A 15,238-nucleotide genomic window follows, 5' to 3' on the forward strand; every position below is an offset into this window, starting at 1 on the left:
GGACTTCTCCTGGGGGGAGCGGGGGGCGCGACGGCCTCAGGCGGCCGGGCAGAGCTTCTTCAAAACCTGGGACAAGTCGTCCGAGGATACGGGCTTGACGAGGTGGGCATCGAAACCGGCCGCGAGCGCTCGCTTGCGGTCCTCCGGGTGGCCATAACCCGTGAGGGCCACGAGCCGCGTTCCGGCGCCACCGGCCGAGGCGCGAACCCGCTCGGCGACCGTGTAGCCGTCCATCTCGGGCAGGCCGATGTCCACGAGGGCCACCTGGGGCCGCAGGGACAGCACCAGCTCCACCGCGGCGCGGCCGTCGCCGGCTTCCTCCACGCGGTGGCCATGCAATTCCAGCAGGTCGCGCAGCGTCTCGCGGATGTCCGGGTTGTCCTCGACGAGCAGGATGTGCAGCGGCGCCAGCCGGGTCGGCGCGGAGGCGGCCGACTGCAGCAGGGTGGGCAGCGGGGCGGCGAGCCCGGTGGGCAGCGGCAGGCGCACGACGAACTCACTGCCCTGGGACAGGCCGTCGCTGTGGGCCGTCACCTGGCCGCCGTGCATCTCCACGAGGCTGCGCACCAGGGTGAGCCCCAGGCCGAGGCCGCCCTGGGCCCGATCACTGCCGGGGTCCACCTGGACGAAGAGATCGAAGACGCGGCGGAGCATGTCCGGCCGCAGGCCCACGCCGGTGTCGCGCACGCTGATGGTGAGCTCGCGCTCGTCGCGGCGGGCGCTCAGGGCGATCTGCCCGCCCGGGGGGGTGTACTTGGCCGCGTTGTGCAGCAGGTTGGCCACCACCTGCGTCATGCGCGTGGGGTCCACGTTGAGCAGCACGGGCTCGGGAGGCAGCGTGACGCTCAGGGCGTGGTGGCGCTGGGCGATGAGCGGCTCGCACGCCTGGATGGCCCCCTCCATCACGTCCGCGAGGGTGACGGGGACGGGCTTGATCTCCACCTTGCCCCGGGTGATGCGGCTCACGTCGAGCAGGTCATCCACCAGGCGCGTCATGTGGGTCACCTGGCGGTTGGCGCTCGCCAGGGCGCGCTGGAGCTTGTCGTCCTGCTGGGCGCGCAGCTCGAAGACCTCGAGGGCGGTGCGCACGGGCGCCAGGGGATTGCGCAGCTCGTGGGCGAGCATGGCGAGGAACTCGTCCTTGCGCCGGTCGGCCTCCCGCAGCGCGTGGATGAGCCGCTCGCGCTCGAGCGCCACGGCCACCTGATCGCACACGCCCTGCATGAGCGACAGCTCGCCCTCGGAGAAGGTCCGGGGCGAGCGGGTGCCGAAGGCGAGGGTGCCCAGCACGCGATCCTGGCCCCGGAGCGGGTAGCACACGAGCGCCGAGAGTCCGAGCTCGGGGGCCACGTCCGCGTCGAACGCCGAGTCCAGGGGCCGGCTGTCATCGAACACCCAGCGCTGGCTCTCGGCGGCCACCCGGCTCGCGATGCCCTCGCCCGGCGAGAGGTGGCGCAGCGTGGTCAGCTGCTCGTCGGAGAGGCCCGCGTGGGCCGCCAGCTCCATGTGCTGGGAGTCCTCATGGAAGAGGTAGCCCAGGCAGATCTCCAGGCCCAGGTGGCGGGCGATCTGCTGATGGACGCTGTCGAGGTGGCCTCGGCCGTCCGGATCCTTCAGCAGGCGGCTGGCGGTGTCCGCGAGCAGCCACAAGCGCGCGTTGCTCTCGTGCAGCGCCGCCTGGGCCTGTTCCTTCTCGCTCACCAGCTTCGCGAGCTCCTGGGCCCGCTGCTCCCGGGCCTCGGACACCTTGCGCTCGCGCTCCATCTCCTGCTGGAGGAGCGAATGCGCGTAGTGCGCGCGGGCCTCGGTGAGCTGCTGGGCGTAGGCGCGGCTCTCGGCCTGGCGCAGCAGCTCCTCCTGTCGGCGCACTTCCTCGCGCCGCCGGTGCAGCTCCAGGAACACGCCCACCTTCGTGCGGAGGATCTCCGGAACGATGGGCTTGAACAGGTAGTCCACCGCGCCCAGCGCGTAGCCGCGCGTGACGTTCACCTCGCTGCGGTTGGAGGCGGTGATGTAGATGATGGGCACGTGCCGCGTGCGCTCGCGCATGCGGATGAGGGCCGCGGTCTCGTACCCGTCCATGCCCGGCATCTGCACGTCGAGCAGGATGAGCGCGAAGTCGCGCTCGAGCAGCAGGCGCAAGGCCTCGTCGCCGGAGGACGCGCACACGACGTCCGCTCCCAGGTCGGAGATCAGCCCTTCCAGGGCGCGGAGGTTGGCGGGCGTATCATCCACGGCCAACACCTCCACTCGCGTGGGCGTGTTGGAAGCAGGGGGCATCAGGGGTGCGCGGGGCGTGTGAGCCGTCGAGTCGGACACACCGCCGCTTTTATCGCTTCTTGAGAGGGCAACCCAGAGCCAATCACCCCAGGGGCTCAGGTCCCTGTCACCTTGGCTGCCCGACGGGCATGCTGTGTTGACCGGGGGACACTCCAACGGTCCAGCCGAGGGCCTGGCTTCACGTCTCGTCCGAGTCTGGCTGCTCGGGGGGTTCGAGCAGGGTCTGCAGCGCCACGCGGAACAAGCGCAGGCGCGAGGGCGGCAGATCCCTCACGAGCGTGGTGAGCCGCCGGAGCGCGGGCGGCATCTCCGCGGCCTCCTCGGCGCGAGGGGTGTCCGGTGCGCCCGCCGTGAGGGCCAGGGACAGGAGCGTGTCGGCCGAGACCCCCAGCACCACGCACAACTCGCGCAGCTTGGGGACGCTGGGCAACATGTCGCCCCGCTCGATGCGTCCATAGACGGTGGGCACGAAGCCCACCGCGCGGGCCACCTGCTCCTGGGTGAGCTCCAGCCGGAGCCGGGCCGCTCGGAGTTGGACGCCCAGATTGGGTTGCGGCGTGTCATCCATAGGGTTGCTCGCGCGACATGGCGACCTCCCTCGCCAAGTGGCCCGACCCTACCTGATGGGAGGAGTCACCGGGAGAAAACCTGACGCATTCCAGCATCCACCCGGGTCCCTCCAACGGACGTCCCTCAACAGGCCCGGCCCCAGAACGACTGGAACTCCAGGGGCAGGGCCTCGGCGACCTGATCCGCTTCGCCCTCGGACAGGTGGGCGCGCAGCGTGGCGAACACGGCCCGGGTGACACTCTCGGCGTGGTCCCGATCTCCCCCGATGTCCGCCGCCACGCGCTCGAGCAGCGCGTCCAGGGAGGGGGGCGCGGCGGCCATGCCCCGGCGCTCGGCACAGGCCCAGAGCGCCTCCTGCAGCCGCACGGGCAACCGGGCCCGCCATTCCTCCGAGGTCTCCCGCTTGAGGGGCGGCTCGAGCACACACACCACCGAGACGAACACGCGCCGTGCCTGCTCCCTCGGCAGGCCCGTGGCCGTCTCCAGTCCTTCCAGGAAGCGGGAATAGGACTGGTTGCAGCGCGACATCCGCCGTCGCTCGCGCAAGAGTTGGAGCTCCTCGTCCACCTTCTCGGGCATGTCCGCCATGGTCGGCCTCCTGCCTCCCAAGGTGGGGATGCCCCGGCGCGGATGCACCGGGGGTGGGCGCGCGTGCCGCTGGCTCAGTTCGCGTGCCGCCAGGCGGCGACGGCGAACAACAGCCACCCCAGCAGGAAGCCCAGGCCCCCCAGCGGGGTGATGGCGCCCAGCGCGCGCACGCCCGAGAGCGCCATCGCGTACAGGCTGCCCGAGAACAGGAGGATGCCCACCACCAGCGCCCATCCCGCCCCCGTCAGCAGGGGACTGGGACGCCACTGCCCGAGCAGACCGATCGCGATCATCCCCAGCGAGTGGTACATGTGGTAGCGCGCGGCGGTCTCGAAGATGGTCAGCAAGTCCGGAGTAAGTCTCGCGCGCAGCGCATGTGCACCGAATGCTCCCGCCGCCACGGACAGGAATGCGCTTGCCGCGCCGAGAATGAGCCACAGCCGCATCGTCGAGCGCCTTTCTTTAGAAGTCCGACTGAGGCACCCTACCGCGCCTTTTCCAGCGCGTCTCTACTTCCTTCCCTCCGATGCCCGCTTCTTCCAAGACTCCCTCCCGCAAGTCCTCCCCTTCCACCTCCCAGCCCTTCGAGCTGCGCCCCTCGTCCATCCAGGGGCAGGGCGCCTTCGCCCTCCGGCCGATCAAGGAGGGCGAGCGCATCATCGAGTACCTCGGTGAGCGCATCACCCAGGACCAGGCCGACGAGCGCTACGACGATGGCGCCATGTCCCGCCACCACACCTTCCTCTTCAGCGTGGACGAGGACACGGTGATCGACGCGGCCCGCAACGGCAACGATGCGCGCTTCATCAACCACTCGTGTGCTCCCAACTGCCAGGCCTTCCTCGAGGAGGACCGCATCTTCATCTACGCCCTGCGCGACCTGGCGCCCGGCGAGGAGCTCGTCTACGACTACGGCTACGAGCGCACCGAGGGCATGGGGCCCGACGAAGAAGCGCTCTACGTGTGCCGCTGCGGCGCGCCGGAGTGCCGGGGCACCATCCTGGCGCCGGTGAAGAAGGACGCGTCCGCCCGCAAGGCCACCCAGAAGAAGAAGCGCTCCTCCACGAAGAAGAAGTCCTCATCCGCCACGAAGTCGAAGACGGGCGCGAAGAAGGCCTCGAAGACGGGCGTGAAGCAGGCGTCGAAGAAGGCTTCGAAGCAGGCCTCGAAGACGAGCCCGAAGCGCGGCGCGCGCGGCTGAGCGGGAGCACGGGCGGCGGGGCTGGCTTGACGCCGGGTATGGGGCCGGGATGCTTCCGGCCTCGCGCGGTGGACACTGGGGAGTGAAAAGGGCACCGTCCGGCGGACTCGTAGGAGGATCCGCCTTGACCCTTTCCCTCTTCGCGGCGCTCGCCCTGGCCGCGGCCCCCTCCCATCCCTATTCGATCCAGGACCAGGTGACGCTGCGTCGCATCGGCGACCCGAGCGTCTCCCCGGACGGCAAGCGCATCGCCTTCGTGCTGCGCTCCACGGACCTGGAGGCCAATCGCGGCCGCACGGACCTGTGGCTCGTGGGCGCCGATGGGCGTGACGCGCGCCCGCTCACCTTCTCCCCGGAGAGCGAGGGCCAACCGACCTGGAGCCCCGATGGCCAGAGCCTCTTCTTCCTGTCGTCCCGGGGAGGCTCCAGCCAGGTCTTCCGGCTGTCGCTCCAGGGCGGCGAGGCCCAGCCCGTCACGAAGCTGCCCCTGGACGTGGGCGCCTTCCGCCTGTCCCGGGATGGCAAATGGCTCGCCGTCGCGCTCGAGGTCTACCCGGACTGCGGTGCCTCGCTCGAATGCTCCGTGAAGCGCGGCGAGGAGCGCGCCAAGAAGAAGAGCACGGGCCAGGTCCACGACACGCTCTTCGCGCGGCACTGGGACACCTGGCGGGATGGCCGCCGCTCGCACCTGTTCGTGCTGCCAGTGGACGGCTCCGCCGCGCCGCGGGACGTGATGGCGGGCATGGACGCGGACGGGCCAAGCAAGCCCTTCGGCGGCCCCGAGGAGTTCACCTTCACCCCGGACGGCAAGGGGCTCGTCTTCACCGCGCGCGACGTGGGCGCCTCGGAGGCGTGGAGCACGGACCTGGACCTGTTCCTCGCGCCCGTGGACGGCTCGGGCAAGCCCCGCAAGCTCACCGAGAAGAACCGCGCCACGGACACCTCGCCGGTGTTCAGCCCGGACGGCAAGACGCTGGCCTACCTGGCCATGGCGCGGCCCGGGTACGAGTCGGATCGGCTGCGGGTGGTGCTGCGCTCGTGGCCGGACGGCAAGGAGCGCACGCTGGCCGAGTCCTGGGACCGCTCCGCCGGTTCGCTCGCGTGGAGCGCGGATGGCAAGTCCGTGCTGGTGACGGCGGACGAGCTGGGCCAGCACCCCGTCTTCTCCCTGTCCGTGGCCACCGGGCAGGCGCGGGCCCTCAGTGGCGCGGGCAGCGCCGCCGAGCCCCGGGCCCTGCCGGACGGCCGTGTCGTCTTCCTGCGCGATGATCTCCAGTCCCCCGCGGACCTGTACTCGGTGCGCGCGGATGGCGGTGACGTGCGCCGGCTCACGAACGTCAACGCGGAGGCCCTGGCCGGCATCCGGTTCGGTGACTTCGAGCAGTTCTCGTTCCCGGGCTGGAACGGCGAGACGGTGCGCGGCTTCATGGTGAAGCCGGTCGATTTCGACGCGAAGAAGAAGTACCCGGTGGCGTTCCTCATCCACGGCGGCCCCCAGGGCAGCTTCGGCAACCACTTCCACTACCGGTGGAACCCGCAGACGTACGCGGGCCGGGGCTACGTGGCGGTGATGGTCGACTTCCACGGCTCCACGGGCTACGGCCAGGCCTTCACGGACTCCATCCGGGAGGACTGGGGCGGCAAGCCGTTCGAGGATCTCCAGAAGGGACTGGAGGCGGCGCTCCAGCGCTACGCTTTCATGGACGGCGGGCGCGTGTGCGCGTTGGGCGCGAGCTACGGCGGGTTCATGATCAACTGGATCGCCGGGCAGTTGCCGGAGCGCTTCCGGTGCCTGGTGAACCACGACGGCAACCTCGACGAGAAGATGGCGTACTTCAACACCGAGGAGCTGTGGTTCCCCGAGTGGGAGCACGGCGGCACGCCGTGGGAGAAGCCCGAGGGCTACACGAAGCACAACCCCATCGACCACGTGGCCAAGTGGAAGACGCCCATGCTGGTCATCCACGGCGGGCAGGACTTCCGCGTGGTGGACACGCAGGGCCTGGGCACCTTCACGGTGCTGCAGCGCCGGGGCATCCCCTCCAAGCTGCTCTACTTCCCGGACGAGAACCACTGGGTGGTGAAGCCGGCCAACAGCATCCAGTGGCATGACACGGTGCTGGATTGGCTGGACCAGTGGACGAAGAACGGCGCGTCCGCCTCGACGGGCACGCCCTAGTCCCGCTTCGCCGCTCCCAGGGCAGGCGAGGGAGCACTCCCTCACCGCTGTCCGAGCGGCATTGCGATGTAGGACATTGGTCACCACCTTTGCTCCTGTCTTCGGAGACAGGAGCGGCCCCGCGTGTGGATTGTCCGATTGGCCCTGCGGCGCCCCTACACGGTCGCGACGCTCTGTCTCGTCATCTTCCTGCTGGGCACGCTCTGTGTGACGCGGATGCGCACGGACGTGCTGCCCACCATCGATCTGCCGGTGGTGTCGGTGGTGTGGAACTACCCGGGCCTGTCCGCGGAGGACATGGAGCGCCGGGTCGTCTTCATCACCGAGCGCTCCCTGTCCACGAGCGTGGAGGGCGTCGAGCGCATCGAGTCCCAGTCCATCGCGGGCATCGGCATCGTCAAGGTGTACTTCCAGCCGGGCTATGACATCGGCGCGGCCATCGCGCAGATCAACGCCTCGTGCAACTCCATCACCCGGGGCCTGCCGCCCGGCATCACGCCGCCCACGCTGCTGCGCTTCAATGCCTCGAACGTGCCGGTGGCGCAGCTCACGCTGTCGGGCGCGTCCGAGCAGGCCCTCTACGACGCGGGGCAGAACTTCCTGCGCGTGCGGCTGTTCACCGTGCCCGGCCTGCAGACGCCCGCGCCCTTCGGTGGCCGACAGCGCCAGGTGATGGTGGACATCGATCCGCGCAAGCTCGCGGCCGCGAAGCTGTCCCCCCAGGACGTCGTCACGGCCATCCAGGAGTCCAACGTCATCCTCCCCGCGGGCACCGCGCGCATCGGGACGACCGAGTTCGGCGTGGCCCTCAACGGCAGCCCCGCCCGCATCGAGGACTTCAACGACATTCCCTTGAAGGTGGAAGGGGGGCGCACGGTGCTGCTGGGCAGCGTGGCACACGTGCATGACGGCTACGCGAACCAGACCAACATCGTGCGCGTGGACGGGCAGCGCGCCACCTATCTGGCCATCCTCAAGAAGAGCGATGCCTCCACGCTCGCGGTGGTGGAGTCCGCGCGTGAGCTGTTGCCCACGCTCAAGGGCCTCGCGCCCGAGGGCACGGAGCTGCGGCTGGACTTCGATCAATCCGTCTTCGTGCGCGCCGCCATCCACAGCGTGCTCACCGAGGCGCTCATCGCCGCCGGGCTCGTGTCGTTGATGATCCTGTTCTTCCTGGGCAGCTGGCGCAGCACCCTGGTCGTGGCGACGTCCATCCCGGTCGCCATCCTCGTGGGCATCATCGGCCTGTTCCTCACCGGGCAGACCCTCAACGTCATGACGCTGGGCGGGCTCGCGCTCGCCATCGGCATGCTCGTGGACGACGCCACCGTGGAGGTGGAGAACATCCACCGCAACCGGGGCGAGGGCAAAGGGCTCACCCAGGCCATCCTGGACGGCGCGCGGCAGGTGGCGCTCCCCGCGCTCGCGGCCACGGCCACGCTCTGCATCGTCTTCTTCCCGGTGGTGCTGCTCACGGGCCCCGCCCGCTTCCTCTTCGTGCCCCTGGCGCTCGCGGTGGTGTTTCCGCTCGCGGCCTCCTACCTGCTGTCGCGCACGCTCGTCCCGGCGCTCGCGCGCAAGCTCATGCGCGGGGAGGAACACGGCGCTTCCGCCCGTCCCCGGCGGGGGTGGCGCGGCCGGCTGGAGAATGGGGCCCGGCGCTTCAACCACTGGCGCGACACGCGCTTCGAGCGCTTCCAGAAGGGCTACGCGGCGGCCCTGTCCACGGCGCTCGCGCACCGGGGCTGGGTGCTGGGCACGTTCGGCGCGCTCTCCGTCATCGCCGCGGCCCTGATGGTGTTCGTGGTGGGCATGGACTTCTTCCCCTCGGTGGACAGCGGCCAGATGCGGTTGCACGTGCGGGCGCCCGTGGGCACCCGCCTGGAGGAGACCGAGCGCCGCGTGGCCGAGGTGGAGCTGGCCCTGCGGGACATCATCCCCGCGGAGGAATTGGCCCTCATCACCGACACCATCGGCGTGCCCACCTCGTACAACCTCGCCTACGTCCAGAGCGACAACGTGGCCAGCAACGACGCCGAGGTGCGGGTCGAGCTCGCGCCCGGCCACACCCACGTGTCGCACTACCTGCGGCGGCTGCGCGAGGAGCTGCCCCGGCGCTTTCCGGACCTCCAGTTCTACTTCCTGGACGCGGACATCGTGAGCCAGGTGCTTAACTTCGGCCTGTCCTCGCCCATCGACATCCAGGTGAAGGGCCGCGACTCGGACAAGGCCCTGGAGATCGCGCAGCAGGTGGCCGAGCGCGTCAAACGCATCCCAGGCGCGGTCGATGTGCGCATCAATCAGGCGTACGACCGGCCCACGCTCTTCCTGGAGGTGGACCGGCAGCGGGCCCTGGCGCTCGACGTCACCGAGCGCGACGTGGCCAACAGCCTGCTCACCTCGCTCTCCTCCAGCCTGCTCACCGCGCCGAGCAACTGGGTCAACCCCGAGACGAGCGTGAACTACAGCGTCGTCGTCCAGACGCCCCTGGAGCAGGTGTCGAGCGTGGACGCGCTCCTGGCCACGCCGGTGAGTCCCGCGGCCGGACTCTCCCCGGCCACGGGCACCACACCCGGCGCGGACACGGCGCCGTATCTCGGGGCGCTCGCCCAGTTGCGCACCACGACGCAGCGGGCCTCCATCCGCCACGAGACGGCCCAGCCCGTGGTGAACGTGCAGTGCGCCGTGCAGGACCGCGACCTGGGCTCCGTGGCGCGGGACATCCAGCGCGCCGTGGACGGCATCGAGTTGCCCGAGCGCATGGAGATCGAGATCCGCGGGCAGAGCGAGAGCATGTTCACCTCGTTCGGCAGTCTCGGCCTCGGGCTGGTGCTGGCCATCCTCCTGGTCTACTTCCTGCTCGTCATCCTCTTCCAGTCGTGGGTGGACCCGCTCGTCATCCTCACGGCGGTGCCCGGCGCGCTCATCGGCATCCTGTGGATGCTCTCCATCACCGGCACCTCGCTCAACGTGGAGTCCTTCATGGGCACCATCATGGCGGTGGGCATCGCCGTGAGTAACAGCATCCTGCTCGTGAGCTTCGCCAACCAGACGCGCCAGGAAGACGAGGGTCGGGACCTGTCCGCGCGGGAGGCCGTCCAGCACGCGGCGCACACGCGGCTGCGGCCGGTGTTGATGACCGCCCTGGCGATGATCCTCGGCATGCTGCCCATGGCCCTGGGGCTGGGGGAGGGTGGCGAGCAGAACGCCCCCCTGGGCCGCGCGGTGATTGGCGGCCTGCTGGTGGCCACCTGCGTGACGCTCTTCGTGGTGCCCGTCGTGTACTCGCTCCTGCGCAAGAAGGCGCCCACCACCCTCTCGCTGGACGAGGAGCTGGAGCGCGAGGCTCACGCGGACGAAGACGATGCCCCGCACGGTCCGGGGCCCTACCGCTCGCCGCCTTCCGCGGACCACCCGCTGCATTCCTGAGTCCATCCATGCGTTCGACACCCAAGAAGAAGCTGCTGTGGATCCTGGGCGCCCTGGTGGGCGTGGCCGCCGTGGGACTGGCGCTGCTCATCTTCACCCGTCACCGCACGGAGAAGGACCAGCGCGACCGGCTGGAGCAGGCCGCCCAACTCGGGCCCCGGGTGTACGTGGCCCAGGTGGAGAAGGCCGACGGCGCCCGGACCGTGACGCTGCCCGGCGACGTGCGCGCCTACAACCAAGCCGCCATCTACGCCAAGACGCAAGGCTACGTGCGCGAGGTGAAGGTGGACAAGGGCGACCGGGTGAAGGCGGGACAGGTGCTCGCCATCATCGAGTCCCCCGAGACGGATCAACAGGTCGCCGTGGCCCGGAGCGACCTCGCCGTCAAGCGCCGCACCGCCGTGCGCACCCGGGCGCTGGCCGAGTCGGGCATCGTGTCCCAGCAGGACGTGGACCTGGCCGAGGCGGACCTCGAGCAGGCGGGCGCCAACCTCAAGCGGCTGCGCTCGCTCCAGGAGTACCAGGTGCTGCGCGCGCCCTTCGACGGCGTGGTGACGGCGCGCAACCTGGATCCCGGCGCGCTCATCCCCGACTCCTCCACGGGCACGCCGCTGGTGGAGGTCGCGGACCCGGACACGCTGCGCGTCATCGTCTACGCGGGCCAGGACGTGGCCTCCTTCCTGACGCCGGGCACCGAGGCGGAGATCGTCCAGGACGAGCACCCCGATCGGGTCATCCGCACGCAGGTGACACGCCTGTCGGATGCGTTCGATCCGCGCACGCGCACCATGCTGGCGGAGATCCAGCTCGACAACCGCGAGCGCACGCTCGTGCCCGGCGTCTTCGTGCACGTGACGCTTCACGTGAAGGCGCCCGCGCAGGCCTCCGTACCCATCGAGGCCATCCTCGTCCGGGGCGCCAAGACGATGGTGGCGCTCGTGCAGGACAAGCAGGTGAAGCTCACCCCGGTGGTGCCCGGGCTCAACGATGGCAAGACCGTGCGGCTCAAGACGCCCCTGGACGAGGGGGCGCTCGTGGCGCTCGACCTGCCCGTCGAGCTGGGGGATGGGGCGCGCATCCAACCCGAGCGGCGACAGAAGCGGGACGACACCGCCCAGGCCCAGGGCGGGAGTGGGGACGCGGGCAAGGGCGAGCCGCCCGACAAGCAACTCGGGCGTCAGCAGGCCCAGCGCGCCGAGAGCGAGAAGGGGGGCGAAGCCGACACGCGGAAGAAGTGAGTCGGGGTAGGGTGCGCGGCATGGCCCCGTTCACCGACCTCGATGCCTACCGTTCCGAGTTCCCCGTGGTGGAGGAGCAGCTCTACTTCAACCACGCGGGGGTGGCGCCCACGAGTCGGCGCGCCGTCGCCGCGATCCAGGAGTGGTCGGAGGATCTGCTGCGGCACGGGGTGCGCAACGAGCGGCACTGGGAGGCCCGGGCCGAGCGCGTGCGGGCGGCGGCCGCCCGGCTCATTGGCGCCGAGGCCGGGGAGATCACCTTCGTGCGCAACACGGGCCATGGGCTCGGGGTGGTGGCCGAGGGACTCGACTGGCGGCCCGGGGACGAGGTCGCCGTCGCCGCGTCCATCGAGTACCCCTCCAACGTCTACCCCTGGCAGCACCTGCGCGACCGGGGCGTGAGCGTGCGGGAGATCGTCCCGCGCGAGGGCGGTGTCACCCCCGAGGCGGTGGCGGCGGCCCTCACGCCGCGCACCCGGCTCGTCTCGGTGAGCTCCGTGCAGTTCGCGTCCGGGCATCGCACGGACCTGGACGCCCTCGGCGCCCTGTGTGAGCGCGCGGGGGTGCTCTTCTGCGTGGACGGCATCCAGAGCGTGGGCTGCATCCCCGTGGACGTGAAGAAGAGCCGGGTCCACTTCCTGAGCGCGGACAGCCACAAGTGGATGCTCGGCGTGTCCGGCATCGGCTTTCTCTACGTGGCCCAGGACGTGCTGCCGCGCGTGCGGCCGGTGCTCGTGGGGTGGCGCTCCACCACGGACCTGTGGAACTTCAACACGCCGCGTTTCGAGCTCAAGCCGGACGCCACGAAGTTCGAGGAGGGCAGCCACGCCTTCACCGGCATCTACGCGCTCGGCGCCGCGCTGGAGCTGCTGCTGGAGGTGGGCATGGACCGCGTCTCGGAGCGCATCCGCGCGCTGCTGGAGCACGCGGACACGCGGCTGCGCGACCTGGGCTGCGACACGGGCCCCTCGCCGGAGCACCGCGCCGGCAGCCTCACCTTCCTGCCGCCCGGCGGCGACGCGGACATCAAGGCGCTCGCGACGCACCTGAAGGACAATCAGGTGAACTTCTCGGTCCGCCGGGGGCGCATCCGCGTGTCGCCCCACTTCTACAACCAGCCGGCCGAACTGGACCGGCTGGTGGCGTTGGTGCGCGGCTTCTCCGGCCGCTGAGGCCTACTGGGCCGCGAAGAGGTTCTCGATGGAGAGGTAGCGCTCGCCCGTGTCGTAGCAGAAGGCGAGCACGCGGCTGCCGTCCGGAATCTCCGCGATCTTCTGGCTCACCGCCGCCAGCGCCGCGCCCGAGGAGATGCCCACGAAGATGCCCTCCTCCTTGGCCGAGCGCCGGGTGAACTCGAAGGCGTCCTTCTCGTCCACCTGGATGGTGCCGTCGAGCGCCTCCTTGTGGAGGTTCTTGGGGATGAAGCCCGCGCCGATGCCCTGGATGGGGTGGGGCGAGGGCTGGCCGCCGCTGATGACGGGCGACTTGGAGGGCTCCACCGCGAACACCTTGAGCTGGGGCCACTTCTCCTTGAGCACCTCGGCGCACGCGGTAATGTGACCGCCCGTGCCCACGCCGGTGATGAGGTAGTCCAGCCCCTCGGGGAAGTCGCGGAGGATTTCCTGGGCGGTGGTGCGCTTGTGCACCTCGATGTTCGCCTCGTTCTCGAACTGCTGCGGCATCCAGGCGTTGGGGTTCTGCGCCACCAGCTCCTGCGCCTTGGCGATGGCGCCCTTCATGCCCTGCGCGCGCGGCGTCAGCTCGAACGTGGCCCCGTAGGCCGCCATCAACCGCCGGCGCTCGATGCTCATGGAGTCGGGCATCACCAGGATGAGCTTGTAGCCCTTGACCGCCGCCACCATGGCCAGGCCAATGCCCGTGTTGCCCGACGTGGGCTCCACGATGACGCTGTCCGGCTTGAGCTGACCCCGCTTCTCCGCGTCCTCGATCATCGCCAGCGCGATGCGGTCCTTGATGCTGCCGCCCGGGTTGCTGCGCTCCAGCTTGAGGTACACCTGCACCCGCGAGGGGTAGAGCCGGTTGATGCGCACGTGGGGGGTGTTGCCGATCGTGTCGAGGATGCTGTTGGCCTTCATCGGTCCTCTCGGGAGTTGTCTGCCATGGCAGAGAGACATCTGCTTTATCAGATGTGATACTCCAACTCGTCGAATTCCGCACCCCCTTGTCGGGGACGGACCTCACTGCGGCGGGTCACCAATGACTCGGGCGGGATGCTGTGGGTGATGAAGGCGTTGCCGGCGATGACGCTGCCGCGGCCCACCACGGTGGCGCCTCCGAGGATGGTGGCGTTGGCGTAGATGACGACGTTGTCCTCGATGGTGGGGTGGCGCTTCTTGTCCGCGAGGCTCTTCTCCACCTGGAGTGCGCCCAGGGTCACACCCTGGTAGATGTTCACGCCCTCGCCGATGTGGGTCGTCTCGCCGATGACGACGCCGGTGCCGTGATCGATGACGAAGCGCCGGCCGATGGTGGCCCCCGGGTGGATGTCCACGCCCGTGCGCTCGTGGGCCAGTTCCGTGAGCAGTCGGGGCAGCAGGGGGAAGCCGAGCCGCTGCAGGGCATGCGCCACGCGGTAGATGGCGATGGCGTAGAAGCCCGGGTAGGTGAGGATGACCTCGTCCACGCTGCGCGCGGCGGGGTCCGCCTGGAAGATGGCGTCCGCGTCCTGGCGCAGCCAGTCGTAGATGTCCGCCAGCTCCTGCATGAAGCGCTGGGGCACGTCGTCCGTGGGGGCGGGGTAGCGGGGCGCGAGCGTCTGGAGGACGCGCGTGAGCGTGGCCTCCAGCACCGCGACCTCGGAGCGCACCCCCACGGCGCTGCAGTCCAGGCGCTGGGAGAAGTGGGGGAAGAGCAGCGCCAGGACCTTCTCGGCGAAGTCGGGCGCCATGGCGCGCACGTTCGGAGAGAAGCAGTGCTGCTGGCGCGCCTGGATGAGGGTGTGGATGAGCCGACCGTTGGGTTCGTCCATGGGCCGGCGAGACTAACCGCTAGTAGCGGCCTCCGCCCAGAGCGCTGACGGCGGCCGAGAGCACCCGGTCCTCCACGCCCCAGACGGCCTTGTTCATTCCCTTGACACCCGCGCCGCGCATGTAGTCGGTGAAGTCGTGCAGGGCGGTGGAGCGCTGCATGCGCTCGGTCTTGGCCGCGTAGAGCAGGGGGGTGTTCGGCGCGCCCGTCATGCCCAGGTCCGGGCAGGCCTCGGACAGCTTCTGGGGATCGATGCCCGTCGCGGCCGACATCATGGCCACGGTGAACTTGTGCACGGGCAGCTCGCGCGCGTTGGGAATCTTCTTGAGCACCTTGGCGCGCGTGTCCGGACCGGAGTCGAGCTGCTCGAGCGTGACCTTGGACATGGCCATGATCTGCTCGTTCGTCACGTGCTTGTTGTCGAGGATGGCGCGGCGGAAGAGGCTCTCGGGCGTGTCCCCCTTGATCTTGATGTCACACGTCTTGAGCCGCTCGAGCATCGTGTTGATGGTGCGGCCCACCTCGGAGTCCGCCGAACCACGCCACGTGCCCTGGGGGGCCTGGGCGGCCTTGACGGTGCCGGTGGCCTCGAAGCCGCTCTTGAGCGTGTGGCCCAGGGCCTGGGCGGCGCTGGTGGCCTGCGCGCTGGCGGGCCGCGCGGCCGTCTGGGGCGCGGCGGCGGGCGTGGCCGGCGTGGCGGGAGTGAGGGGGGCGGGGCGGCGACCGATCGGGTCCATGGGGTTCTCCGGCGTCGGCTCGGGGGGA

The 15,238-nt window shown here is 70.2% G+C and carries 12 protein-coding genes; 5 read left to right on the forward strand and 7 right to left on the reverse strand.

Going from position 1 to position 15,238, the window contains the following annotated elements:
• Nucleotides 1-36: 36 nt before the first annotated feature.
• The 4 genes from I3V78_RS13645 to I3V78_RS13660 form a co-directional block, all read right to left on the reverse strand.
• Entirely contained in the window at nucleotides 37-2,235 is a 2,199-nt protein-coding gene (locus I3V78_RS13645; protein ID WP_204487883.1) for a response regulator, read from the reverse strand.
• A 223-nt stretch (nucleotides 2,236-2,458) separates the two neighbouring features.
• On the reverse strand, nucleotides 2,459-2,848 hold the full coding sequence (locus I3V78_RS13650; protein WP_204487885.1) for a helix-turn-helix domain-containing protein: 390 nt from the start codon (nucleotides 2,846-2,848) through the stop codon (nucleotides 2,459-2,461).
• Nucleotides 2,849-2,973: 125 nt separating this feature from the next.
• Nucleotides 2,974-3,438: a DUF2267 domain-containing protein gene (locus I3V78_RS13655; protein WP_204487888.1), complete on the reverse strand. Its 465-nt coding sequence runs from the start codon at nucleotides 3,436-3,438 to the stop codon at nucleotides 2,974-2,976.
• Between the two features lie 74 nt (nucleotides 3,439-3,512).
• Entirely contained in the window at nucleotides 3,513-3,884 is a 372-nt protein-coding gene (locus tag I3V78_RS13660) for a DUF423 domain-containing protein (protein WP_204487890.1), read from the reverse strand.
• Nucleotides 3,885-3,964: 80 nt separating this feature from the next.
• On the opposite strand from I3V78_RS13660, the gene I3V78_RS13665 reads away from it, so the two are divergent.
• From I3V78_RS13665 to I3V78_RS13685, 5 genes are all read left to right on the forward strand, one after another.
• Complete coding sequence (locus I3V78_RS13665; RefSeq protein WP_204487899.1) at nucleotides 3,965-4,639, forward strand: SET domain-containing protein; 675 nt, start codon at nucleotides 3,965-3,967, stop codon at nucleotides 4,637-4,639.
• 124 nt (nucleotides 4,640-4,763) lie between these two features.
• Nucleotides 4,764-6,818, forward strand: coding sequence for a dipeptidyl-peptidase 5 (locus I3V78_RS13670; RefSeq protein ID WP_204487901.1), 2,055 nt, complete (start codon nucleotides 4,764-4,766; stop codon nucleotides 6,816-6,818).
• Between the two features lie 138 nt (nucleotides 6,819-6,956).
• Nucleotides 6,957-10,247, forward strand: a complete 3,291-nt coding sequence (locus tag I3V78_RS13675) for an efflux RND transporter permease subunit (protein ID WP_239576418.1) — start codon at nucleotides 6,957-6,959, stop codon at nucleotides 10,245-10,247.
• 8 nt (nucleotides 10,248-10,255) lie between these two features.
• A complete protein-coding gene (locus I3V78_RS13680) occupies nucleotides 10,256-11,485 on the forward strand; it encodes an efflux RND transporter periplasmic adaptor subunit (RefSeq protein ID WP_204487906.1) in 1,230 nt (409 codons plus the stop codon).
• A 20-nt stretch (nucleotides 11,486-11,505) separates the two neighbouring features.
• Nucleotides 11,506-12,657 carry an aminotransferase class V-fold PLP-dependent enzyme gene (locus I3V78_RS13685; RefSeq protein ID WP_204487908.1) on the forward strand — a complete coding sequence of 384 codons (1,152 nt, stop codon included), beginning with the start codon at nucleotides 11,506-11,508 and terminating at the stop codon, nucleotides 12,655-12,657.
• A gap of 3 nt (nucleotides 12,658-12,660) precedes the next feature.
• On the opposite strand, the gene cysK is transcribed toward I3V78_RS13685, so the two are convergent.
• Genes cysK through I3V78_RS13700 form a run of 3 tightly spaced genes read right to left on the reverse strand, consistent with a single transcriptional unit; the run spans nucleotide 12,661 to nucleotide 15,210 of the window.
• Entirely contained in the window at nucleotides 12,661-13,581 is a 921-nt protein-coding gene (cysK, locus tag I3V78_RS13690; RefSeq protein WP_204487911.1) for a cysteine synthase A, read from the reverse strand.
• 47 nt (nucleotides 13,582-13,628) lie between these two features.
• A complete protein-coding gene (epsC, locus tag I3V78_RS13695) occupies nucleotides 13,629-14,474 on the reverse strand; it encodes a serine O-acetyltransferase EpsC (RefSeq protein ID WP_204487913.1) in 846 nt (281 codons plus the stop codon).
• Nucleotides 14,475-14,493: 19 nt separating this feature from the next.
• Nucleotides 14,494-15,210 (reverse strand): hypothetical protein, encoded by a 717-nt coding sequence (locus I3V78_RS13700; RefSeq protein WP_204487916.1) that lies wholly within the window; start codon nucleotides 15,208-15,210, stop codon nucleotides 14,494-14,496.
• Nucleotides 15,211-15,238: the final 28 nt, after the last annotated feature.

The sequence above is a fragment of the Archangium primigenium genome, assembly GCF_016904885.1.
Taxonomy (GTDB): domain Bacteria; phylum Myxococcota; class Myxococcia; order Myxococcales; family Myxococcaceae; genus Cystobacter; species Cystobacter primigenius.